This is a genomic window from Microvirga terrae (genome assembly GCF_013307435.2).
In the GTDB taxonomy this organism is placed as follows: Bacteria; Pseudomonadota; Alphaproteobacteria; order Rhizobiales; family Beijerinckiaceae; genus Microvirga; species Microvirga terrae.
In genome coordinates this window covers 666178-687850 of the sequence record NZ_CP102845.1, presented here as the reverse complement: position 1 = coordinate 687850, position 21673 = coordinate 666178, and the positions used below count along the sequence as shown (strand labels likewise).

Sequence of the window (21673 nt, the reverse complement as noted above, 5' to 3'; positions counted from 1 at the left end):
GCGGGTGCGATGGACCACGGGAGGCGAGATGCGTCAAGGCTTCGGCCGAGGATGCGCCACCCTTCATCCCTGTCATCACCGGCCCTGTGCCGGTGATCTCGATTGGAAGGGCTTAGCGCCTCACAGGATCGGGATGGCCGGGACGAGCCCGGCCATGACGTTGGAGGCTAAACCAGGTCCCATCGACCTGCTCACGATCTCGACCTGAAGAAGGCCAGGACGCGTCGGATCCTGCATCCGATCCCAGGCTGCTGCTTCGCCCGTTCCGGGAAGACGATGAACCAATCAGCGTCTCAAACCCGCATCTCGGGCTGAGCCTTGTCCGATTTCCTGGGCGACGGGCTGCGGCGCTTCTTGGCGGGCTTCCTCTCCGGCTGCTTCTCGACCTCCCGGGAGATGCGCTGCTCCAGCAGCGCCAGGACGGCCGCCTCCTCGGGCTTGAGGCTGGCGAGATCCTCGCGCAGCTCGGTTTCGATTTCTTCCTTGATATCCAGAAGGAGGCCTCCGTCGAGATAGGAGGAGAAGACTTCCGGATGCACGTAGCATTTGCGGCAGATGCTTGGCGTGTTGCCGAGGCGGGCGGAGACCTTCTCGATGGCCGCCCGGATGTTCTTCTTGGCCTTCGCGTCGCTGTCGAACGCCTCGAATTCGGCCAGAGCGAGGGCCGCCAGAACAGTACCGGCCCAAGTCCGAAAATCCTTGGCCGTGATCTCGCTTCCCGTGATCTCCTTCAGATAGGCGTTCACGTCGGCCGAGGTGACCGATTGCTGCTCGCCGTTCTCGTCGAGGTACTGAAACAGATCCTGCCCAGGCAGATCCTGGCAGGCCTTGACGATCTTGGCGATGCGCCGGTCCTTGACCTGCAGGCGCCACGTCTTGCCGCTCTTGCCCTTGAACTGAAAGCGCAATTCGCCGCCGTCCACCTTCACATGCGGGTCGCGCAGGGTGGTGAGGCCATAGCTCTTGTTCTGCTTGACGTAATCGGAATTGCCCACGCGGATGAGCGTGTTCTCGAGCAGATGCACCACCGTGGCCAGCACCTTCTCGCGCGGCAGGCCGCGCAGGCTCATATGCTCGTCGATGGTCGTTCGGATGGCCGGCAACCCGCGGGCGAACTCCAGCATGTGCTCGTATTTCGTGCTCTCGCGGACCTCCCGGAAGGCCGGATGGTAGCGGTACTGCTTGCGGCCCTTGGCGTCGCGGCCCGTCGCCTGGATGTGGCCGTTCGCCTTCGCGCAGATCCACACGTCCGTGTAGGCGGGCGGGATCGCCAGCGACTTGATGCGCTCCAGGATCGACTTGTCGCCGATCGTCTTGCCGTCGGGTCCGGTATAGGCGAAGCCCTTGCCGGATTTCTTGCGCCGGATGCCGGGCTCCTCGTCGGACACGTATCGCAGCCCCGCGGCCTCGGCGGCGTCACGCGGGTCGACGACGTTTTCGGCGGTGGCGTTCTGTTCCGTCATGGGAGGCCTTTTGAAAAAGCAGAACGTCAACCGGTCCGCGCCATCCCGGGTTCCCTGGGCGACCTCGCCCCGGGCGATTTGCCCCGGTCGTTCCGGATCTTGAAGGCCAGAATGATGGCGCTGAGGATCAGGCTCAGCAGGTTGAAGACCATCATGGGCCAACTGCCGATCATGAACCCGTAGGCCGACCACAGGACGAAGGCCGTCACCGTGACCATGTACATGTGCTTCGAGATGGCCCGTGTGTCCCGCTCCCGCCACGCCTTCACCACCTGGGGAACGAAGCTCGAGGTCGAGAGGATGCCCGCGATCGTGGCCAGGACGGTCGGCAGCCATTCCGGCATGTCGGTTGTCTCCCATGGTTCAAGATGACGGCAACGGGCCCCGGACGGGGGAGTTCCCTTTTGCCCCTGGTGGAGGTTAGAAGGGCGCAGCCCCTTCATCCGGATTGTCCCTTGTCTTCCTTGTCCCTGCCTGACGTCCAAGGCCGCAAGATCGTCTTCGTGATCACCGAGGACTGGTTCTTCGCCTCCCATTTCCTGCCCATGGCCAGGGCGGCCCGCGAGCTCGGGCTCGACGTCACGGTCGTGACGCGCGTGCGCTCGCACCGGGAGGCGATCGAGGCCGCGGGGGCGAAAGTGATCCCGCTCGAGGCCGAGCGACGCAGCCTGAACCCGATGGCGGCCGGCTATGCGGCCGGACAGCTCGCCGCGATCCTCAAGGCCGAGAAGGCGGACCTCGTTCATTGCATCGCCCTCAAGGGAATCCTGGTCGGAGGCTTCGCGGCCACCCTGGCGGGCATTGGGCGCCGGGTCTATGCGCTGACCGGCTCGGGCTTCCTCGGTGCTCGGACGGACAGGGTCGCGCGCCTCTCGCAGCGCGCCGTGCGCCTGCTCGTGCGCGGGCTCGAGACCGGCCGGACCCGTTATGTCTTCGAGAATACGGACGATCCCAAGCTCCTCGGCCTCGATCCCACGAGCGAGCGCGTCACCATACTTGGCGGGGCTGGCATCGATCCTGACCAATTTCGTCCCACTCCCCTGCCCGCGCAGCCGCCGCTCAAGGTCGCCGTGGTGGCCCGCATGCTCTGGTCCAAGGGCATCGACGTGGCCGTGGAGGCGGTCCGCCAGGCACGGGCAGAGGGTGTGGCCGTCGAACTCTCCCTCTACGGCGCTCCGGATCCCTCGAACCCGAAGGCGATTCCGGAAGAGACCCTTAAGGCCTGGAGCGGCGAGCCCGGCATCTCATGGCACGGGGCCACCAGGGACGTGGCAGCCGTCTGGCGCGCGCATCACGTAGCGTGCCTGCCCTCGCGCGGCGGCGAGGGGCTGCCCCGGACGCTTCTGGAGGCGGCCGCCTGCGGCCGCGCCATCGTGACGACCGATGTTCCCGGCTGCCGGACCCTGGTGCGCGACGGGGTCGAGGGCCGCATCGTTCCCACCGACGACGCGCCCGGCCTGGCGGAGACGCTCGCCGCCTTGTCCCGCAGGCCCGACCTCGTCGCCCGCATGGGCGAGGCGGCGCGCGCCCGCGTCCTCGACGGCTTCACGGAACGGGATGTCATCGAGAGCGTCAAACGGCTCTACCGCTCGATGCTGGCCTCATGATCTCCGACCCCGCCGCCTTCATCCGGTCCGAGACCCGGCTCCGCCCCGTGCCGCACGCGCACGAGATCGTCCTGCACGTGGCCGACGAAGCGACGGACCTCTGGCAGAAGACCGAGGAGGAACTGGGCGAGATCGGCCTGCCGCCGCCCTTCTGGGCCTTCGCCTGGGCGGGCGGACAGGCCCTTGCCCGCTACATCCTCGATCATCCGCAAACCGTCCGCGGTCGGCGCATCCTGGATTTCGCCTCAGGCTCGGGCCTCGTCGCCATCGCGGCCATGAAGGCCGGCGCCGCCGAGGTGACGGCCTGCGACATCGATGCCTTCGCGGTGGCGGCCATCGGCATCAACGCTGCGGCCAACGGCGTTCCGTCGATCATGCCGCTCCAGGAGGACGTCGTCGGCCAGGATCGGGGCTGGGACACGGTGCTCGCCGGGGACATCTGCTACGAGCGCGACCTCGCCGAGCGGGTGACCGACTGGCTGTTCTCTCTGACCCGGAGAGGCGCCGCGGTCCTGATCGGCGACCCGGGACGCAGCTATCTTCCCAAGGATCGCCTGGAGAACCTGGCGGTCTACCAAGTGCCGGTCACCCGAACCCTCGAGGATGCCGACGTCAAGCGGTCCAGCGTCTGGCGCTTCCGGCAGCCCTAGCTTGCCCCTTTGCAATTCTGCATCGACACCTTGCAGAAACGGGAGCTATTTTCCACTTCGTTCATGTAGTGTTATAACCTATATGAATCAGGTGGCTTCGCGCCCTCAGACCGGACGCGGAGATGGCGGGGGCGCCAAACTTTAGTCATTTAGCCAAGGGTGATCCAATGGCCCATGCATTATCACTTCACCACAGACTTTCCCACGCGGATGCTCCGATCGGCTCGGAAAGAACGGCGCGCGCCATCGCCCAGTCGGAAGCGGTCTGCCGATCGAAGGGCGCGCGGCTCACTCCGATCCGCCGCCGGGTGCTCGAAGCTCTCCATGGGGTCGACGGGCCGCTCGGCGCCTACGATCTGGTGGACCTGCTCGGCTCCCAGGGTCGGCGCATGGCCCCCATCACCATCTATCGCGCGCTGGACTTCCTCATCGAGCAGGATCTGGTGCATCGGCTCGCAAGCCGCAACGCCTACATCGCCAGCTCGGGGACCGTCGCCGGCACACGCACGACGGCGTTTCTGATCTGCGAAGGATGCGGGGACGTGAACGAAATCGCGTCTCCGGACGTGGCCGAGACCGTGCTCAAGGTCCTGCGGGAACAGGGCTACCAGCCCCGCACGAAGGTTCTGGAGATCACCGGTCGCTGCATCAGATGTCAGGACGTCCACTGAGTCGGCTTTCTCCGCTCCATTAAGCCGCGCTTGACGAAGCGGGTGTTTGGCATCAGCTAAACGGCGGCAGCCTGGAGCTGCCGTCGTGGAATGCAGCATGTCCCTCATCTCGCCCTCTCAGCCCGCCTTCGAAAGCCTTGCCGGCCCCGCCCTGCGCCACCGCACGGTGGGCGTGCGCGTCGGATCCGTCATGGTCGGCGGCGGCGCGCCGGTCGTGGTCCAGTCGATGACCAACACGGATACGGCGGACGTGGACGCGACCGTCGCCCAGGTGGCGGCGCTGGCCCGCGCGGGCTCGGAGATCGTGCGCATCACCGTCGATCGGGACGAGGCGGCCGCGGCCGTGCCGAAGATCCGCGAGCGGCTCGACCGGCTCGGCGTCAACGTGCCGCTCGTGGGCGACTTCCACTATATCGGCCACCAGCTCCTCGCGGATCATCCGGCCTGTGCCGAGGCGCTGGCCAAGTACCGCATCAATCCGGGCAATGTTGGCTTCCGGGAAAAGAAGGACCGGCAATTCGGCGCCATCGTCGAGCAGGCGATTCGGCACGGCAAGGCGGTGCGGATCGGGGCCAACTGGGGGTCCCTCGACCAGGAGCTGCTGACGCACCTGATGAACGAGAACGCGGCCTCGGCGCACCCGCGCGACATGCGCTGGGTTACCCGCGAGGCCATGATCCAGTCGGCCCTGCTCTCCGCCGCCCGTGCGGAGGAAATCGGCCTCGGGCGCGACCGGATCATCCTGTCGGCCAAGGTCTCGGCCGTGCAGGACCTGATCGCCGTGTATCAGGATCTCGCCCGCCGGTCCGACTACGCGATCCATCTCGGGCTCACCGAGGCCGGCATGGGCACGAAGGGAATCGTGGCGTCCTCGGCCGCCATGGGGATCCTGCTCCAGCAGGGGATCGGCGACACGATCCGCTACTCCCTGACCCCGGAGCCCGGCGGTGACAGGACCGTGGAGGTGAAGACCGCCCAGGAACTGCTCCAGACCATGGGGTTTCGCACCTTCGTGCCGCTGGTCGCCGCCTGCCCGGGCTGCGGACGGACCACCTCCTCGGTGTTCCAGGAGCTGGCGCGGGACATCCAGACCTGGATCTCCACCTCCATGCCCGAGTGGCGCCGGACCTATCCGGGCGTCGAGAACCTCAACGTGGCCGTGATGGGCTGCATCGTGAACGGGCCCGGCGAATCGAAGCATGCGAATATCGGCATCTCCCTGCCCGGCACCGGCGAGCAGCCGGCGGCGCCTGTCTTCATCGACGGGAAGAAGGCCATGACCCTGCGCGGCCCGACGCTCGCCCAGGACTTCCAGAAGATCGTGCTCGACTACATCGAGAAGAGCTATGGCCAGCCGGGACGCGATGCCGCCGAATGAGGCGGCAAGCGTGGCCATGGAACCTCCTGCGAAATTCCGTTTTTAAGCTAAGGCGCGATATGCTAGAGAGCCGCCGCGCCGGCAATGACGGCCGCTGCGCTCTTTAGAGAAGGGGGCCGCCCTTCGTCGTTTACAGGGTACTTCAACAAGGGCCGTCCGCGGGCACGTCCGCAAAGAAAAGCACACATGGCAGAACAGCACGCCGTTGCCCCGGGACATGCAGATTCCGCAGCCCCTGAGGCCACCTTACCGGACAGCCATTTCAAGGCGAGCTTCTGGACCCTGACCCTCGGCGCCATCGGGGTCGTCTATGGGGATATCGGCACCAGCCCGCTCTACGCCATGCGGGAGACGGTAATGGCCGCCACCGGCGGTCACCACGGAACGCCCGTTCCCCTGACCCGCGAACTCGTGATCAGCATCCTGTCGCTCCTGCTCTGGGCGCTGATCCTCACGGTGTCGGTCAAGTACGTGGTCCTGCTGCTGCGGGCCGACAACAAGGGCGAGGGCGGCTCGCTCACCCTGGTCGCCCTGGCGCAACGCGCGCTCGGACGACGGAGCCTGCCGATCCTCATGATGGGTATGGCGGGCGCAGCCCTCTTCTACGGGGACGCGGCGATCACGCCGGCCATGTCCGTGCTGTCGGCCCTGGAAGGGCTGAAGCTCGTGGGTCCGTCGTTCGAGGCCTACATCCTGCCGGGTGCAGTGGCGATCCTTGTCGCCCTCTTCGCCGTGCAGAGCCGCGGCACCGGCAAGGTGGCGGCTTTCTTCGGCCCGCTCACGCTCCTGTGGTTCATCAGCATGGCCGGCCTCGGCCTCCTCCACATCGCCGACGACTGGGAGGTCCTGCTCGCGTTCAACCCCTATCACGGCGTCTCCTTCCTGGTCACGCATCCGGGCACCGCCTTCGCCATCCTCGGCAGCGTCTGCCTTGCCGTGACCGGCGCCGAGGCGCTCTACGCGGATCTCGGGCATTTCGGCCGCAAGCCGATCCGCATGGCCTGGAGCACGGTGGTCTTTCCGGCGCTCGCCCTGAACTATCTCGGGCAGGGCGCGCTCGTGCTGTCGAACCCCGACGCCATCGCCAATCCCTTCTTCCTGCTGGCCCCACCCTGGCTGCTTCTGCCCCTCGTGATCCTTGCCACCCTGGCAACCATCGTGGCGAGCCAGGCCGTGATCACGGGCGCCTATTCCCTGACCCGGCAGGCCGTCCAGCTCGGCATCCTGCCGCGCCTGGAGGTCCGCTTCACCTCGGAGACCCATCAGGGCCAGATCTATCTGCCGCGGGTGAACTGGCTCCTGCTCGCGGCCGTGGTCAGCCTGGTGCTGCTCTTCGGCTCTTCCAGCAATCTCGCCAGCGCCTACGGCATCGCGGTCTTCGGCACCATGGTGGTCACCACCCTGCTCGCCTGCGTGGTCATGAGCCGGAGCTGGGGCTGGGGTCCGGTGAAGACCGGGCTCATCATGATCCCGCTTCTCCTGATCGACCTCACCTTCCTGTCCTCGAACCTGGTGAAGCTCCTCGACGGCGGCTATGTCCCGCTCGTCATCGCGGGCGTGTTCTTCGTGCTCATGTGGACCTGGGTGAAGGGAACCCGGATCCTGTTCGAGAAGACCCGCAAGATCGACGTGCCCTTCCTCGAACTCGTGCAGATGCTGGAGAAGAGCCCGCCGCACCGGGTGAAGGGCACCGCCGTCTTCCTGACCAGCGATCCGGATACCGCCCCGGCGGCCCTGCTGCACAACCTCAAGCACAACAAAGTGCTGCATGAGAAGAACGTGATCCTGACCGTCAACAGCGCGGACGTTCCGCGCGTGGAGGACGAGGACCGCGTGGCCATCGAGCACGTGGGCGATTCGTTCTGGCGCATCCGCCTGAGCTACGGCTACATGGAAACCCCCAACATTCCCCGCGGCCTCGCGATCCTGCGCAAGCAGGGGTTCAAGTTCGACATCATGGCGACCTCGTTCTTCCTGTCCCGCCGCTCGATCCGCCCCGCGAGCCAGTCCGGCATGCCGCTCTGGCAGGACAAGCTGTTCATCGGCTTGGCGAAATCGGCAAGCGACGCCACGGACTTCTTCCAGATCCCCACGGGACGCGTCGTCGAGGTCGGCACCCAGGTCACGGTGTAAGCCTGTTGCTCTCGAGAGAACCTGATGTCAGTTTCGATCATCCATGACTGACATCAGCCTCATCCCCCCGAGCCTGAACTGGCTCCGCTTCTATGCCGATGCCCTCGAGCGGGGCTGGTCGCCCAACACGGACCAGGATGTCAGCCGCGAGCAACTCCTGCAGCTCCGGCGCGACCCCGAGCGGTTCCTCCACGACCTCTACAACAGCCCGATGGTCCGGCTGGCGGACGGGCAGGAGGTGCCGCGCCTGCCGTCGCACGATTTCTGGATCAGCGATGGCACGTTCTGCGGCCGCATCGGCTTTCGCTTCCAGCCCGGGACGGAAGAGCTGCCGCTCGCCGTGTACGGCCATATCGGGTACACCATCGTGCCCTGGAAGCAGCGCCGCGGCTACGCCACGCAGGCCCTGCGCATGATCCTGCCGATCTGCCGCTTGGAGGGTTTCTCGCGGGTGCTGATCACCTGTGACGATGACAACGATGCTTCGCGAAAGGTCATTCTGGCCAACGGCGGCGCCCCTGCGGGTTCCCTGCCGCACAACCGCCGCCCCGGCCACGTCAAGCTGGCGTTCTGGGTTCCCACGGCTTGATGCCCGTTCCACGCGTGAGCCCGCGCGGGCGCTCACCCCGTGCCGGCCCATTCCCGAAGGAAGCATGCAATGGCAGATCCGGTCCTTGAGCCCCTGAACACATACCGTTCCTACCCACCCGAGGAGATGATCGCGCGGGCGCGGGCCTTCTACGAGGACATCCGGCGGCGGCGGACCGTGCGCGACTTCGCCGACAAGCCCGTGCCGCGCGAGGTCATCGAGTATGCCCTGCTTGCCGCCGGCACGGCGCCGTCGGGCGCCAATCTCCAGCCCTGGCACTTTGCTGTGATCGGCAGCGCCGATACCAAGCGACGCATCCGGGACGCGGCGGAAGCCGAGGAGCGCGACTTCTACAGCGGCCGCGCCCCGCAGGAATGGCTCGATGCGCTGGCGCCTCTCGGGACGGATGAGCACAAAGCCTTTCTGGAGACCGCGCCCGTCCTGATCGCCATTTTCGGACAGCGCTCGGGCCTGAGACCCGACGGAGGCAGGATCAAGAACTACTACGTGCCGGAATCGGTGGGGATCGCCACGGGCTTCCTGATCGCCGCCCTGCATGAAGCAGGCCTGGCGACCCTCACGCACACCCCCAGCCCAATGGGCTTTCTCAACGGGATCTGCAACCGTCCCGAATCCGAGAAGCCCTACATCCTTATGGTTGCCGGCTATCCTGCGGAAGGCTGCACGGTGCCAGTTTTCGGCGGGATCAAGAAACCTCTGGACGAGATCGCTTCCTGGCTTTGATGCTCCGGAACGCGGAGGCCGGAAACTAGACCTGCCGCTCGACGACGAAGCGCACGGCTTCGCGCAGAACCTGCGCCTGCGGCCCGAATCCGTCGAGGGCGCTGTCCGCCTGCTCGACGAGCTGCCGGCATTCGCGGCGCGCGCCGTCCATGCCGAGCAGGTCGACGAGGGTCGCCTTGCCTTTCTCCTGGTCCTTCCCCGTGCGCTTGCCGAGCGCCTCGGCGGATGCCTCGCGGTCGAGGATGTCGTCGGCGACCTGGAAGGCCGCGCCGAGCGCGTGTCCGTATGCGACAAGCTTCCGGCGCGAAGCCGGATCGGCCTGCCCCATAATGGCTCCCGCCTCAACCGAGAAGGCGAGGATCGCCCCCGTCTTCATCATCTGGAGCAAGCGCACATCGGTCTCGCCCATGGTGACAGGCCCGTAGCGCCCCTCCGCCGACAGGTCGAGCAGCTGGCCGCCCACCATGCCGCCGAGACCCGAGGCGCGGGCGAGGCCGAGCACGAGATCGCTCCGGATGGCAGGATCCGATGCCGTCGCCGGATCGGCCAGAACCTCGAACGCGAGGGTCTGGAGGGCATCCCCCACGAGAATGGCCGTGGCCTCGTCATAGGCCTTGTGCACGGTGGGGCGCCCCCGGCGCAGGTCGTCGTCGTCCATGGAGGGCAGATCGTCATGGACCAGGGAGTAGCAGTGGAGAAGCTCGACCGCGCAGCCTGCCCGCAGCGGCCCCTTCCCTTCCGCTCCCAGGAGGCGGGCCGCCTCGACCGTCAGGAACGGCCTCAGGCGCTTGCCGCCGCCGAGGACCGCATGACGCATCGCGGCCATGAGGCGGGGCGGACGGGCAAGCTCGCCGGGAGCGGCATTGTCTGATAGCAAGGCTTCGAGACTTGCTTCGACAACCCTTGCGGCATCGGAGAGCCGCGTCGTGAAAGTGCTGGTGGATGGCGTCATGACAAGCCTGAATCCGGAGGGGGCTGCCGCTCCGTCCGAGGGAAATGCGGGTGAACGGGTGAGGCCGAAATGGACGCTGCGGTCGGGACGGCCGCGCGAGCCGATGACGGTCGCCCGCTTCGTCCGCCGCCTCGTCCGGATCGGCCTTGGTGTCATTCTCTTATGGGTCGGGGCGGTCTTTTGGCTAGGCCTTTTGTACTGGGCCGTGCCGCCGGTCTCGACCCTGATGCTCGGCCGCTGGCTGACCCTGCAGCCGGTCGAGCGGGACTTCGTCGGGCTCGACGAGATCGCGCCGTCCCTCCCCCTCGCGGTCATGACCGCCGAGGACAGCCGTTTCTGCGAGCACGGCGGCGTCGACTGGGATGCCCTCTGGGACGTGGTGGAGGCGGCCGACGAGGACGGTCCCTCCCGGGGCGCCTCGACCATCCCCATGCAGGTGGCCAAGAACCTCTTCCTGTGGCCGAGCCGCTCCTATGTCCGCAAGGGGCTGGAGATCCCGGTCGCGCTCTATCTCGACCTGATCTGGTCGAAGCGGAAGATGATGGAGGTCTATCTCAACGTGGCCGAATGGGGCGACGGCGTCTTCGGCGCCGAGGCGGCCGCCCGGAGGTATTTTCGCAAGCCGGCCAGGAACCTGACCCGCCAGGAAGCCGCCCTGCTGGCGCGAGCCCTGCCCAACCCCCTGGTCCGCAACCCGGCCCGCCCGCGGCCTGGCCATCGGGCCCTGGCGGGACAGCTGCAGGCCCGCATGGAAAGGGCCGCCCCTTTCAGCGACTGCCTCAAGCCGTAACGAGCGGCCCTGCGGCAAGGAAAAACCCTCGGATTGCTTTCTAGGGCTAGATATTTGCCCGAAGACCTTGTATGAGGCGCAACCTCATCAAGTTTGAGATGTGAGCGTTCCCCGGTTGAGCGGGCGCTCCGCTATGTTAACCGGAGACGAGATATGGCCGTTCCAAAAAGAAAAACGTCGCCGTCGCGGCGCGGAATGCGTCGCTCCGCGGATGCCTTGAAGGCCCCGACCTACATCGAGGACAAGGATTCCGGCGAGCTGCGCCGTCCTCACCATGTTGACCTGAAGACCGGCATGTACCGTGGCCGTCAGGTCCTCAAGGTGAAGACCGACGCGTAATCCAACGCGGCATGCGACAATCCGAACCGGCGCCTCGAGCGCCGGTTTTTTTATGCCCGTTATCCCCAAACACCCTGATTTTACACCGGATTTTACCCTTCATTAAGCCTGAGGTCCGATCCTGCATCCCTTGGTTTTCCGGGGTTTCGGCGAGGCTTTCGACAGGCGCCCTCAGCCATCCCCGATCTATGCGTATTGTCGAGGGTGAGCGTGATGGCGACGAAGGGGCAGGGCCGGACGGGACTTTTCAAGGGTGTATCCCGGTCGCCGCGCCAAGCCTCGCCGTCCGTCCGCCCGCCGGTGAGCGGCATCGTGTATGCTTGGGACATGCTGTCCGACATCCTGACCTGGGGGCCCGGCGCCGCCGAGGCGCTTGGCCTGCCGCCCCGGGATCTGCCGAAGACCGGCCAAGCGTTTTCCCAGCTCGTCGAGCCCGGCTGCGGCCTCTCCCGTCAGGACGCCATCGGCCTGACCGAGAGCTCGAGCCGTGCTTACGAGACGCGGTACGCCCTGCGCTTCGAGCCGGACCGGGTGGTGATGGTCGAGGATGCCGGCCGCTGGCAGCAGGACGTCCAGGGACGCCCGGCTTATGCCCGTGGCCAATTGCGGGTCGACCGGGCCCCGGGCGACCAGGATCTGCTGCCCGCCATGCTGCAGCAGCGCTCGAAGCTCTTGTGCGGCATCCAGAACGGCATCAACGAGGCGGTGCGGGTCTCCCAGACCTGCACCCTGATCGTCGGTGCGCTCGAGGGCGGTGGAAGCGATTCCGTTGCGGAGCTCGCCCGGATGGTGCGCCCGATGATGCGCCGTCACGATCTCCTCGCCGTTCTCGGACCCGACCGCTTCGCCCTGGCCCTGACCTCCTGCCCGGCCGCCGATGCTCCGAGCGCCATGCGGCGGCTCGCCGGGCTGATGAAGGATCACCCGGCCGCGGCCTCTCTGAGTCTCGGAGCGGCCTGCGCGCCGGATCACACCTTCAAGGCCCCGAAACTTCTCCGTTTTGCCGAACAGGCGCTGGCGTCAGGTCTCGAGAGTGGCGACGCCTGCACCCTCTACGACGCCCGTCCGAAGGCGCCCTCCCGGGCGGCCGAGCAGGCGCCGTTCGATTGGATCGCTACCCTGAACGGCCGCAGCCTGAGCCTTGCCTGCCATCCGGTAGTGGAGGCGCAAAGCCGCGCCCCGGCCCTGATGCAGGCCGGCGCATGCCTGCCGCGCCCCGAAGGCGGCCCGGTCCTGCTCGGCCCGGTGCCAAGGCTGAAGGAGGCGAACCTCGCCCTTCTGGTCGACGCCCGCATGCTGGAACTCGCCGCCGATCATCTGAGCGGTCATCCGGGCCTGCGGCTGGCGCTGCCGGTCTCGGCCAGAACTCTTCAGGATGCCGAATGGCTGCCCCTACTGGCCGCCCACTTGGGCACCCGCCCTGGCATCGAGTCACGGCTCGTGATCGAGGTTCCCGAGGCGGCCCTGACCGAGTGCCGCAAGACCCTGGGCCGGCTCCACGCCATGAAGGCGCTCGGGGTCGGGCTGTCCCTCACCGGCTTCGGATCCGGCTATGTGACGCCGGGCCAATTGCGGATGCTGCCCGTCGACCTCCTCAAGATCGATGGCGTGTTTATCCAGCCGCTGAAGCGTTCGACCGCCGACCGCCTCATCGTCAGAACTCTGATCGACCGGGCTCAGCACCTCGGCATCGCCACGGCGGCGGAATGGGTGGAGGACGAAGCGACAGCCCGCCTGCTGACAACCTGGGGCGTAGATTATCTGCAGGGCGGATTGTTCGGCGAGCCGGAGACGTTGCAGCAGCCTTCGGCTCTCCACCAGATGCTGACGAAGGCGCGAGGCTGACGATCCGGCCTTCGCGAAAGGCTACTTGCTTGCCAGCTTGTCGAGCTTGGCCTGCATGTCGGCCATCTGCTGCTTCAGGCGGTCGAGGTCGTCAGTACCCTCGCCCCTCGCGGACGGCTTCGCCTCGGATCCGCCCGAGGGCGGCTGGGACTGCGGAAAGGGCGAGAACATGCGCATGGCCTCGGTGAAGAAGCCCATGTTCTTGCGCACCTGCTCCTCCATGGCCTGGAAGGCCGACGGGCCGAAGGCCTGCGCCATCTGCTCGCGGAGCTTCTGCTGCTCCTGGGACAGATTGTTCATGGAGAATTCGAGATAGCTCGGCACCAAGGCCTGCATGCTGTCGCCGTAGAAGCGGATCAGCTGGCGGAGTACCGTGACAGGCAGGAGGTTCGGCCCCTCCTTGTTCTCCTGCTCGAAGATGATCTGGGCGAGAACCGACCGGGTGATCTCTTCGCCGGACTTCGCGTCGTAGACTACGAAATCCTCGCCCTTGCGCACCATGCCCGCCAGGTCTTCCAGCGTCACGTAGGTCGAAGTACCCGTGTGATAGAGGCGGCGGTTGGCATATTTCTTGATGACAGTCGGTTGTTTGTCCGTCGCCATTGTGCCCGATACGCTCCCGGGAGATCCACCGTGCCCGGCATCCTTCATCCCGATCCGGGGATGCCAGGCTTCCATGATTATAAGTCTTATCCCGAACGATCAAAGCGCCAAAAGTCTAAGGCGTTCAGGGCTGGGTTGCGTGATCCGATCCTTGACATCCCGCCCCCTGGGGATTTGATCGGACCGGCACTACATTCATTCTGCGATCAGACAAACAGCATGAGGAGAGAGGAATGGCCCGAGACAGCATCGTCATCGTCGGCGCGACGCGCACCCCGGTCGGCTCGTTCAACGGGGCCTTCGCCAACACCCCGGCCCATGAGCTCGGCGCCATCGCCATCAAGGCGGCCCTGGAGCGGGCCAAGGTCGACGGCGCGGAAGTGGACGAGGTGATCCTCGGCCAGATCCTCACCGCGGGCCAGGGTCAGAACCCGGCCCGCCAGGCCGCCATGGCCGGCGGCGTGCCGCAGGAAAAGACCGCCTGGGCTCTCAACCAGCTCTGCGGCTCGGGCCTGCGCACCGTCGCGATCGGCATGCAGCAGATCGCCAATGGTGATGCCAGCATCATCGTGGCAGGCGGCCAGGAGTCCATGTCGCTCGCGCCCCATGCGGCCCACATGCGCGCCGGCACCAAGATGGGCGATTTCAAGCTCGTCGACACCATGCTCAAGGACGGCCTGATGGACGCCTTCCACGGCTACCACATGGGCAACACCGCCGAGAACGTGGCCCAGCGCTGGCAGCTCACCCGCGAGGAGCAGGACCAGTTCGCAACGGCGTCCCAGAACAAGGCCGAGGCCGCCCAAAAGGAAGGCCGCTTCAAGGACGAGATCACCCCCGTGACGATTTCGAGCCGCAAGGGCGACATCGTGGTGGATCAGGACGAGTACATCCGCGCCGGCACCACCGTCGAGGCCCTCGCCAAGCTGCGCCCCGCCTTCTCCAAGGAAGGCACGGTCACGGCCGGCAACGCCTCGGGCATCAATGACGGCGCCGCCGCCGTGGTGCTGATGACGGAGGCCGAGGCCGAGAAGCGCGGCCTGACCCCGCTCGCCCGCATCGCCTCCTGGGCGACCGCCGGCGTCGATCCGGCCATCATGGGCACGGGCCCGATCCCGTCCTCCCGCAAGGCTCTGGAAAAGGCCGGCTGGAAAGTGTCCGATCTCGACCTCGTGGAGGCCAACGAGGCCTTCGCCGCCCAGGCGCTCGCGGTCAACAAGGACATGGGCTGGGATCCGTCCATCGTGAACGTGAACGGCGGCGCCATCGCCATCGGCCACCCCATCGGGGCCTCGGGCGCCCGCGTGCTGGTCACCCTGCTGCACGAGATGGGCCGGCGCAACGCCAAGAAGGGTCTCGCGACCCTGTGCATCGGCGGCGGCATGGGCGTCGCCATGTGCCTCGAGCGCTAAAGGTCGCCTCGAGGGCTAAAAACGTCGCGAGGCTCGGTGAAATTCCGGAGCCTCGCCCTTCCCCGTTCCGTCAAATAGCCTAAGCTATGTTGTGAGGCGGTCCGTTCCGACCGCCTCACAATGAATGGATCCTTGAGAGATCCGCACGAACGGTCTTGGGAAGGAAACAGCATGGCGCGTGTCGTATTGGTCACCGGTGGCACCCGCGGGATCGGTGCCGCAATTTCAAAAGCCTTGAAGGATGCGGGCTACAAGGTTGCCGCCAACTATGGCGGCAACGACGAGGCCGCCAACCAGTTCAAGAGTGAAACCGGGATTCCGGTGTTCAAATTCGACGTGTCCGATGCGCCATCCTGCGAAAGCGGCATCCGGGCGGTCGAGGCCGAGCTCGGCCCGGTCGACATTCTGGTGAACAATGCGGGCATCACCCGCGACGGCATGTTCCACAAGATGACCTACGACCAGTGGTCGGCCGTCATCCGCACCAACCTCGATTCCATGTTCACCTGCACGCGCCCCGTGATCGAGGGCATGCGCGAACGCGGGTTCGGGCGCATCATCATCATCTCGTCCATCAACGGCCAGAAGGGCCAGATGGGTCAGGCGAACTATTCCGCCGCGAAGGCGGGCGTGATCGGCTTCGCCAAGGCGCTCGCGCAGGAGAATGCCAACAAGGGCGTTACCGTCAACGTGATCGCGCCGGGCTATATCGCCACCGAGATGGTGAAGGCGGTCCCCGAAGAGGTGCTCAAGGCCAAGATCCTGCCGCTCATTCCGGTCGGACGCCTCGGCGAGGCGGAGGAGATCGCCCGCAGCGTGCTCTTCCTGGCCGCCGACGAGGCCGGTTTCGTGACCGGCTCGACCCTGTCCGTCAACGGCGGGCAGTACATGGCCTAATCGGCACGACATCGTCCCGGGCGCGGTCCGACGCTGCGCTCCGGGCTCGATGCGGCGCATCCTTTTTTACAACACGGAGAACTTGAGGCATGAACCGCATCGACATGGCGGGCAAGACCGTCGTGATCACGGGGGGCGCCCGCGGCATCGGCTATGCGATCGGCGAGCGCCTGGTGCAATCGGGCGCTAGGGTCGCTATCTGGGATCTCCGCCTCGAGGAGACCGAGGCGAGTGCCGCAGCCCTGTCCAAGGATTGCATCGGCCTGAGCGTCGACGTCGCCGACAGCGTGTCGGTGGAGCATGCGGCGCAGCAGACCCGCGGGGCCTTCGGGCGCATCGACGGCCTTGTGAACGGCGCCGGGATCACCGGGCCGGTCAAGCCGCTCGCCGATTATTCCGTCGAGGAATGGCGCAGCGTGGTCGACGTCAACCTGACCGGCACCTTCAATTGCTGCCGGTCCATCGTGCCGATCATGCTGGAGAACGATTACGGCCGGATCGTCAATATCGCGTCGGTCGCGGGCAAGGAAGGCAATCCGAACCTCGCCGCCTACAGCGCCGCCAAGGCGGGCATCATCGGGCTCACCAAGTCCCTGGGCAAGGAGCTGGCCAAGACCGGCATCGCGGTCAACTGCATCACGCCCACCACGGCCAAGACGAAGATCCTCGATTCCCTGACGCCGGAATTCATCGAGTACATGCGCGTGCGCATCCCCCGCGACCGCTTCGCCGAACTGCACGAGATCGCCGCCATGGTGGCCTGGATGCTGTCCGAGGAAAACTCCTTCACCACGGCGGCCACCTTCGATCTGAGCGGCGGGCGCACCACCTACTAGAATTTCCGGCAGGACCCGCCGCGGAGCTTCGCTTCCTGGCGAAAGTCGTGATAGGTGGCGGCCACCATGACGACTCGCACCGCCACCACCATCGGCCTCGCGGCCATCCTGCTCTGGTCCATGCTCGCCCTGCTCACGGCGGCGACGGGCACGATTCCTCCCTTCCAACTTGCCGCCATGACCTTCCTGGTCGGCGGGCTGGTCGGCGTGGCGAGCTGGATCGTGCGGCCTCAGGGGCTTAAAGCGCTGCGCCAGAAGCCGGTCGTCTGGGCGCTCGGGATCGGCGGCCTCTTCGGCTATCACGCGCTCTACTTCGCGGCCCTGCGCTGGGCGCCGCCGGCGGAGTCGGGCCTGATCAACTATCTCTGGCCCCTGCTGATCGTGCTGTTCTCCTCGCTGCTGCCGGGCGAGCATCTGCAGCGGTCACATATCGTGGGGGCGCTGCTCGGCTTCGCCGGCGTCGTGGTGCTGATCGCCGGGCGCGGTGCCTTGGACGCGCGCGCCGAATACATGCCGGGCTATCTCTGCGCCTTCGTGGCGGCCTTCGTCTGGGCTGGCTATTCGGTTCTCTCCCGCCGCTTCGGCCAGGTGCCGACCGATGCTGTGGCCGGGTTCTGCCTCATGACGTCGCTCCTGAGCCTCGTCTGCCATCTGGCCTTCGAGACCACCGTCTGGCCCGAGACGACGACGCAATGGCTCGCCCTTCTGGGGCTCGGCCTCGGACCCGTAGGCGCGGCCTTCTATGTGTGGGACATCGGCATGAAGCGCGGCGACATCCGCTTCCTCGGGGTCGCCTCGTATGCAACGCCGGTGCTGTCGACCCTGCTCCTGGTGGTGGCCGGCTATGCGGAACCGACCCTGACGCTGGCGCTCGCCTGCGGGCTCATCGTGGCCGGCGCGCTGGTCGCCACTCTCACGTCGAAGAAGACCGTCCCGGCATGACCCGGTGGGTGTAGCGGTAGGCCGTCTCGAAACCGAGCGTGCCATAGAGCGAGCGGGCGATCTCGTTCTCCTCACGCACCTGGAGGTAGGCGGTGTGTGCCCCCTGCCCGCAGCCCCAGGCCATGAGGCTTGCGACCACGCGGCGGCCGAGGCCGATGCCGCGCAGGTCCGGCGCGACCACGATGTCGTAGAGGCCGACATAGCCGCGCTCCACCACCCCCAGGCCCCAGGCCACCGGCCTGTCGTCGAGGCTCAGCGTGGCGAAGGCCGTCTTCTGACGGATGCGGGAGACGATCCTCATCAGGGTCTCGTCATCGGCCTTGTCGCCGCCGTAGGATTCCGCCGCCGCCCTCACCCAGCGCTTGGAGACCTGGGGGTCGAGATTGACCTCGGGGTCGATCTCGCAATCGCCGCTCGTGATGGGAGCCGCGAGGACATGCGTCGGCTCGACCTCCTTGAAGCCGCGCTGCTTCAGCAGCTCGTCGACACCGCCTGCCTGCACCCCGTTGAGACGGAACGTGGGGCGCACGCTGGCCTCCACGAAGCGCGCGATCATGTAATCGAGCAACTCATCGTCGAGACCGATGTCCGGGCGGAAGGGCGTCGCGGAATTAGCGCGTTTCGAGTAGCCGTTCGCAAGGCGGAGAACCCAGCCGTCATAGAGCTGATAATCGAACGAGGGCCAGGCGTTCAGGAGACGGCTCTCGAGTCCGATGATGAGGCTGTGGTCGTTCATGAGGCTGTCCGCTCCCGCAAGGTCATGCCCCCATCAGAACCTGTTCTTCCATTCACGCAAGGCCTGAAACACCTCCACGGGCGCCGCTCCTTCCTTATGAACGGATTTCGCCAGGGCCGGCTCCCCGGAGCGCAGGAATGGATTGGCGGCCTTTTCCTGTCCGATGGTCGTCGGCACGAGGAAGCGACCCTCGGCCCTGGCTGTCTCGGCCTCCGCGGCCCGTGCCCGCAGCGCCTCGTTGTCCGGATCGGCCGCCAGCGCGAAGCGCGCATTGGAGAGGGTGTAGTCATGCCCGCAATAGACCCGGGCCTCGTCCGGCAGGGCGGCCAGTCGCTGGAGCGAGGCCCAGAATTCGGCGTAGGTTCCTTCGAACATCCGCCCGCAGCCGAGGGTGAAGAGGGTGTCGCCGGCGAACAGCGCCCGGTCTGCGGCGAACCAGTAGGACACGTGATCCAGGCAATGTCCGGGCGTCTCCCAAACATGCGCCTGAAGGCCGCCCACATGCACCGTGTCGCCCTCCCGCACGTAGGCGTCGGCATGCGGCACTGCCTCGCGGGCTTTGACCGGTGCCACCACGCGGCATCCGGTGCGGCGCTTCAGGGGCTCGGCGGCCTGTACGTGATCACCATGCCGGTGCGTGATGAGGATGTCGGTCAGCTGCCAGCCGGTCTGGGCGAGAGCCGCCAGGATTGCACCCTCGTCCGGCGCGTCGACAGCCGCGCAGGCGCCCGTATTGGGATCGTGGATCAGAACACCGATATTGTCCTGAAGGCAGAGAAAGGCGTGGATCTGGGCGGACATCGGGGCACCTTGTCTTGATGTGCTCTGAGCTATCATGGAACAGTCGGCGCGTGAAACCAGACCCGGAGCGCCGCAATGCGCATGCCGGGCCGGAGCAAGAGGCATCCCGTTGAGGCCATGAGCATCGACATCACCGATCTGCGCGGCTTCTACGCCAGTCCGCTCGGGGCTGTGACGCGCCGCTTCGTCGGGCGTGCCATCGACAGGTTCTGGGGGCCGCTGACGGGCCTGCGCGTGCTGGGCCTCGGCTATGCGCCTCCCTATCTGTCGGCCGTCAAGGACGAGAGCGAGCGGACCCTGGCCTTCATGCCGGCGAACCAGGGCGTCGTGAACTGGCCCAGCACCGGGGCCTCGGCCTCGGCTCTCGTCGACCCGCTGATGATGCCCCTGCCCGATGCCTCCATCGACCGGGTTCTCGTGGTCCATGCTCTGGAGACCGTGGAGAGCCCGAGCGAGCTCCTCCACGAGATCTGGCGCATTCTCACACCGGGCGGGCGGATCATTCTGGTGGCGCCCAACCGGCGCGGCCTGTGGGCGCGCATGGACACCACGCCGTTCGGCTACGGCCAGCCCTACAGCCGCTCCCAGCTCAAGAGCCTGATGCGCCAGACCTGGTTCTCGCCGGAAGGCTGGGCGGAGACCCTCTACGTGCCACCCTTGCGCAACCGCCTCCTTCTCCAGAGCGCCCAGGCCTGGGAGCGGGTCGGGGCCGGATTCTCGCTGCCCTTCGCGGGCCTCCACATCGTGGAAGCGACGAAGCAGCTCTACCGGCCGGGCGCCGTCCATGCGGTGCGCCGCTCCCGCCGCCTGTCCCCGGTGTTCGCTCCAGTGCCTGCGGCGCCGGCATCGCGAATGACGCGCTCCTCCTTGATTCTGCCGGGTTTTGAGCGAGTAAGGCAGCGCTTAACTTGACTTGGCCCCTGCGAAACGCCAGTGTCCGGCCGCTTCGGCAGGGCTATACGGTCACGCCGGCCTTCATTTTTCCACCAGAGCATCGTGCGGAAAAGAGGATCCGGTTTCTGCCTGAACGATGTTCTCATAAAGGAGGAAGCATCGGGCCCAAAAGTGCCAATCCACTTTTGGGCCCGATGCTGTAGAGTCTGATGCGCAGTTATCTCGATTTCGAAAAGCCCGTCGCCGAGCTGGAAGCCAAGGTCGAGGAGCTTCGGGCGCTCGGTGAGAACCGCGATGCCGTCTCCATCACGGACGACATCTCCCGCCTGGAGGTCAAGGCCGCCGACGCCCTCAAGGAACTCTATGCCAAGCTCACGCCCTGGCAGAAGACCCTGGTCGCGCGCCACCCCCAGCGTCCGCACTTCATCGATTACTGCGCCGGGCTCATCACCGAGTTCACCCCGCTCGCCGGCGACCGCAAGTTCGCCGAGGACGAGGCGATCGTCGGCGGCTTCGGCCGGTTCCGCGGCCAGCCCGTCTGCGTGATGGGCCAGGAGAAGGGCCACAACACCGAGACCCGCATCCGGCACAATTTCGGCATGGCCCGTCCTGAGGGCTACCGCAAGGCCGTTCGCCTCATGGAGATGGCCGACCGGTTCGGTCTGCCGGTCATTTCCTTCGTCGACACCGCGGGCGCCTATCCGGGCATCGAGGCGGAGGAGCGCGGGCAGGCCGAGGCCATCGCCCGCTCGACCGAGATGCAGCTTTCGCTCGGCGTGCCCAACGTGTCGGTCGTGATCGGCGAAGGCGGCTCGGGCGGCGCCATCGCGATCGCCACCGCCAACAAGGTGCTGATGCTGGAACACGCGATCTACAGCGTGATCTCCCCGGAAGGCGCGGCCTCGATCCTCTGGCGCGATTCCGCCCGCGCCCAGGATGCGGCCACGAACATGAAGATCACCGCCCAGGACCTCCTGCGCCTCGGCATCATCGACGGCATCGTGACGGAGCCCGTGGGCGGCGCCCACCGGGAGCCTGAGGCGGCCATCCAGGCCACCGGCAACGCCATCGAGGAAGCCCTGCACGATCTCGGCAACATGGGTCCGGCCGAGATCCGCGACCACCGTGCCGACAAGTTCCTCAATATCGGCCGCAAACTCTAGGATCTGCCCGAGCGGCTCCGGGACCCGCCTGCAACCGGGCGGGTCTTCGCCCATCCACAGGGCCTCCTTACCTCGGAAGAGATACGCCCGCCCCCGATGAGCGCCGCCCCGGCCCTTTGCAGACGGATTTTTTACCTTCCGTTCATTATAACTCGATTACGGCTCCGCTTGCAGTAAGGGCCAGTTAAGGCTAACGATTTAGGGGTTAAAGGGGAACTGACCGGCACA

General features: G+C 66.5%; 22 protein-coding genes. 16 read left to right on the top strand and 6 right to left on the bottom strand.

From position 1 onward, the window contains the following. Positions 1-293: 293 nt before the first annotated feature. Complete coding sequence (locus HPT29_RS03245; protein WP_173949962.1) at positions 294-1463, bottom strand: DNA topoisomerase IB; 1170 nt, start codon at positions 1461-1463, stop codon at positions 294-296. 26 nt (positions 1464-1489) lie between these two features. Then, the gene (locus HPT29_RS03240) at positions 1490-1807 is read right to left on the bottom strand and encodes a SemiSWEET family sugar transporter (protein ID WP_173949961.1); all 318 of its coding nucleotides are present in this window, start codon (positions 1805-1807) and stop codon (positions 1490-1492) included. Between the two features lie 111 nt (positions 1808-1918). Here HPT29_RS03240 and HPT29_RS03235 point away from each other — a divergent pair, with 111 nt between their 5' ends. From HPT29_RS03235 to HPT29_RS03205, 7 genes are all read left to right on the top strand, one after another. Then, positions 1919-3070: a glycosyltransferase family 4 protein gene (locus HPT29_RS03235; RefSeq protein WP_259060452.1), complete on the top strand. Its 1152-nt coding sequence runs from the start codon at positions 1919-1921 to the stop codon at positions 3068-3070. Further along, positions 3067-3720 (top strand): class I SAM-dependent methyltransferase, encoded by a 654-nt coding sequence (locus HPT29_RS03230; RefSeq protein ID WP_173949959.1) that lies wholly within the window; start codon positions 3067-3069, stop codon positions 3718-3720. Before HPT29_RS03235 ends, HPT29_RS03230 begins: the two co-directional genes overlap by 4 nt. Positions 3721-3887: 167 nt before the next feature. After that, on the top strand, positions 3888-4391 hold the full coding sequence (locus tag HPT29_RS03225; protein WP_173949958.1) for a Fur family transcriptional regulator: 504 nt from the start codon (positions 3888-3890) through the stop codon (positions 4389-4391). 97 nt (positions 4392-4488) lie between these two features. Further along, a complete protein-coding gene (gene ispG, locus HPT29_RS03220; RefSeq protein ID WP_173949957.1) occupies positions 4489-5769 on the top strand; it encodes a flavodoxin-dependent (E)-4-hydroxy-3-methylbut-2-enyl-diphosphate synthase in 1281 nt (426 codons plus the stop codon). Between the two features lie 186 nt (positions 5770-5955). Then, positions 5956-7902: a potassium transporter Kup gene (locus HPT29_RS03215; RefSeq protein ID WP_173949956.1), complete on the top strand. Its 1947-nt coding sequence runs from the start codon at positions 5956-5958 to the stop codon at positions 7900-7902. Positions 7903-7945: 43 nt separating this feature from the next. After that, positions 7946-8491: a GNAT family N-acetyltransferase gene (locus tag HPT29_RS03210; RefSeq protein WP_173949955.1), complete on the top strand. Its 546-nt coding sequence runs from the start codon at positions 7946-7948 to the stop codon at positions 8489-8491. 69 nt (positions 8492-8560) lie between these two features. Next, positions 8561-9235, top strand: coding sequence for a nitroreductase family protein (locus HPT29_RS03205; RefSeq protein WP_173949954.1), 675 nt, complete (start codon positions 8561-8563; stop codon positions 9233-9235). 25 nt (positions 9236-9260) lie between these two features. On the opposite strand, the gene HPT29_RS03200 is transcribed toward HPT29_RS03205, so the two are convergent. Further along, positions 9261-10187 (bottom strand): polyprenyl synthetase family protein, encoded by a 927-nt coding sequence (locus HPT29_RS03200; protein WP_173949953.1) that lies wholly within the window; start codon positions 10185-10187, stop codon positions 9261-9263. On the opposite strand from HPT29_RS03200, the gene mtgA reads away from it, so the two are divergent. The 3 genes from mtgA (at position 10186) to HPT29_RS03185 (ending at position 13161) form a co-directional block, all read left to right on the top strand. Next, positions 10186-10977 (top strand): monofunctional biosynthetic peptidoglycan transglycosylase, encoded by a 792-nt coding sequence (gene mtgA / locus HPT29_RS03195; RefSeq protein ID WP_371823238.1) that lies wholly within the window; start codon positions 10186-10188, stop codon positions 10975-10977. The genes HPT29_RS03200 and mtgA overlap by 2 nt on opposite strands. A 153-nt stretch (positions 10978-11130) precedes the next feature. Next, positions 11131-11316 carry a 50S ribosomal protein L32 gene (rpmF, locus tag HPT29_RS03190; protein WP_152712060.1) on the top strand — a complete coding sequence of 62 codons (186 nt, stop codon included), beginning with the start codon at positions 11131-11133 and terminating at the stop codon, positions 11314-11316. Positions 11317-11529: 213 nt separating this feature from the next. Next, a complete protein-coding gene (locus HPT29_RS03185) occupies positions 11530-13161 on the top strand; it encodes an EAL domain-containing protein (RefSeq protein ID WP_173949952.1) in 1632 nt (543 codons plus the stop codon). A gap of 21 nt (positions 13162-13182) precedes the next feature. Here the strand turns inward: HPT29_RS03185 and phaR are convergent, their stop codons facing one another. Next, positions 13183-13764 (bottom strand): polyhydroxyalkanoate synthesis repressor PhaR, encoded by a 582-nt coding sequence (gene phaR, locus HPT29_RS03180; RefSeq protein ID WP_173949951.1) that lies wholly within the window; start codon positions 13762-13764, stop codon positions 13183-13185. Between the two features lie 233 nt (positions 13765-13997). On the opposite strand from phaR, the gene HPT29_RS03175 reads away from it, so the two are divergent. The 4 genes from HPT29_RS03175 to yddG all read left to right on the top strand — a co-directional run bounded on the left by HPT29_RS03175 (position 13998) and on the right by yddG (position 17851). Next, entirely contained in the window at positions 13998-15176 is a 1179-nt protein-coding gene (locus HPT29_RS03175; RefSeq protein WP_173949950.1) for an acetyl-CoA C-acetyltransferase, read from the top strand. 171 nt (positions 15177-15347) lie between these two features. Further along, positions 15348-16073, top strand: a complete 726-nt coding sequence (gene phbB / locus HPT29_RS03170; protein WP_173949949.1) for an acetoacetyl-CoA reductase — start codon at positions 15348-15350, stop codon at positions 16071-16073. Between the two features lie 89 nt (positions 16074-16162). Then, on the top strand, positions 16163-16909 hold the full coding sequence (locus HPT29_RS03165; protein ID WP_173949948.1) for an SDR family NAD(P)-dependent oxidoreductase: 747 nt from the start codon (positions 16163-16165) through the stop codon (positions 16907-16909). A gap of 66 nt (positions 16910-16975) precedes the next feature. Next, entirely contained in the window at positions 16976-17851 is an 876-nt protein-coding gene (gene yddG, locus HPT29_RS03160; RefSeq protein WP_173949947.1) for an aromatic amino acid exporter YddG, read from the top strand. Here the strand turns inward: yddG and HPT29_RS03155 are convergent. Next, positions 17823-18587 carry a GNAT family N-acetyltransferase gene (locus HPT29_RS03155; protein WP_173949946.1) on the bottom strand — a complete coding sequence of 255 codons (765 nt, stop codon included), beginning with the start codon at positions 18585-18587 and terminating at the stop codon, positions 17823-17825. The two genes, yddG and HPT29_RS03155, sit on opposite strands and share 29 nt — an antisense overlap. A 33-nt stretch (positions 18588-18620) precedes the next feature. After that, positions 18621-19388 carry a hydroxyacylglutathione hydrolase gene (gene gloB / locus HPT29_RS03150; RefSeq protein WP_173949945.1) on the bottom strand — a complete coding sequence of 256 codons (768 nt, stop codon included), beginning with the start codon at positions 19386-19388 and terminating at the stop codon, positions 18621-18623. 117 nt (positions 19389-19505) lie between these two features. Between gloB and HPT29_RS03145 the strand changes: the two genes are divergently transcribed. Both HPT29_RS03145 and HPT29_RS03140 read left to right on the top strand, forming a co-directional pair. After that, entirely contained in the window at positions 19506-20300 is a 795-nt protein-coding gene (locus HPT29_RS03145) for a class I SAM-dependent methyltransferase (protein WP_173949944.1), read from the top strand. Between the two features lie 191 nt (positions 20301-20491). After that, complete coding sequence (locus HPT29_RS03140; protein ID WP_173949943.1) at positions 20492-21445, top strand: acetyl-CoA carboxylase carboxyltransferase subunit alpha; 954 nt, start codon at positions 20492-20494, stop codon at positions 21443-21445. Positions 21446-21673: the final 228 nt, after the last annotated feature.

Coding starts and splice junctions, on each gene's coding strand:
- HPT29_RS03225 (WP_173949958.1), top strand. CDS start 3,888: ATGGCCCATGCATTATCACTTCACCACAGACTTTCCCACGCGGATGCT.
- HPT29_RS03165 (WP_173949948.1), top strand. CDS start 16,163: ATGAACCGCATCGACATGGCGGGCAAGACCGTCGTGATCACGGGGGGC.
- mtgA (WP_371823238.1), top strand. CDS start 10,186: ATGACAAGCCTGAATCCGGAGGGGGCTGCCGCTCCGTCCGAGGGAAAT.
- rpmF (WP_152712060.1), top strand. CDS start 11,131: ATGGCCGTTCCAAAAAGAAAAACGTCGCCGTCGCGGCGCGGAATGCGT.
- gloB (WP_173949945.1), bottom strand. CDS start 19,388: ATGTCCGCCCAGATCCACGCCTTTCTCTGCCTTCAGGACAATATCGGT.
- HPT29_RS03210 (WP_173949955.1), top strand. CDS start 7,946: ATGACTGACATCAGCCTCATCCCCCCGAGCCTGAACTGGCTCCGCTTC.
- HPT29_RS03245 (WP_173949962.1), bottom strand. CDS start 1,463: ATGACGGAACAGAACGCCACCGCCGAAAACGTCGTCGACCCGCGTGAC.
- phbB (WP_173949949.1), top strand. CDS start 15,348: ATGGCGCGTGTCGTATTGGTCACCGGTGGCACCCGCGGGATCGGTGCC.
- yddG (WP_173949947.1), top strand. CDS start 16,976: ATGACGACTCGCACCGCCACCACCATCGGCCTCGCGGCCATCCTGCTC.
- HPT29_RS03185 (WP_173949952.1), top strand. CDS start 11,530: ATGGCGACGAAGGGGCAGGGCCGGACGGGACTTTTCAAGGGTGTATCC.
- ispG (WP_173949957.1), top strand. CDS start 4,489: ATGTCCCTCATCTCGCCCTCTCAGCCCGCCTTCGAAAGCCTTGCCGGC.
- HPT29_RS03230 (WP_173949959.1), top strand. CDS start 3,067: ATGATCTCCGACCCCGCCGCCTTCATCCGGTCCGAGACCCGGCTCCGC.
- HPT29_RS03145 (WP_173949944.1), top strand. CDS start 19,506: ATGAGCATCGACATCACCGATCTGCGCGGCTTCTACGCCAGTCCGCTC.
- HPT29_RS03140 (WP_173949943.1), top strand. CDS start 20,492: ATGCGCAGTTATCTCGATTTCGAAAAGCCCGTCGCCGAGCTGGAAGCC.
- HPT29_RS03175 (WP_173949950.1), top strand. CDS start 13,998: ATGGCCCGAGACAGCATCGTCATCGTCGGCGCGACGCGCACCCCGGTC.
- HPT29_RS03240 (WP_173949961.1), bottom strand. CDS start 1,807: ATGCCGGAATGGCTGCCGACCGTCCTGGCCACGATCGCGGGCATCCTC.
- HPT29_RS03215 (WP_173949956.1), top strand. CDS start 5,956: ATGGCAGAACAGCACGCCGTTGCCCCGGGACATGCAGATTCCGCAGCC.
- HPT29_RS03205 (WP_173949954.1), top strand. CDS start 8,561: ATGGCAGATCCGGTCCTTGAGCCCCTGAACACATACCGTTCCTACCCA.
- HPT29_RS03200 (WP_173949953.1), bottom strand. CDS start 10,187: ATGACGCCATCCACCAGCACTTTCACGACGCGGCTCTCCGATGCCGCA.
- HPT29_RS03155 (WP_173949946.1), bottom strand. CDS start 18,587: ATGAACGACCACAGCCTCATCATCGGACTCGAGAGCCGTCTCCTGAAC.
- phaR (WP_173949951.1), bottom strand. CDS start 13,764: ATGGCGACGGACAAACAACCGACTGTCATCAAGAAATATGCCAACCGC.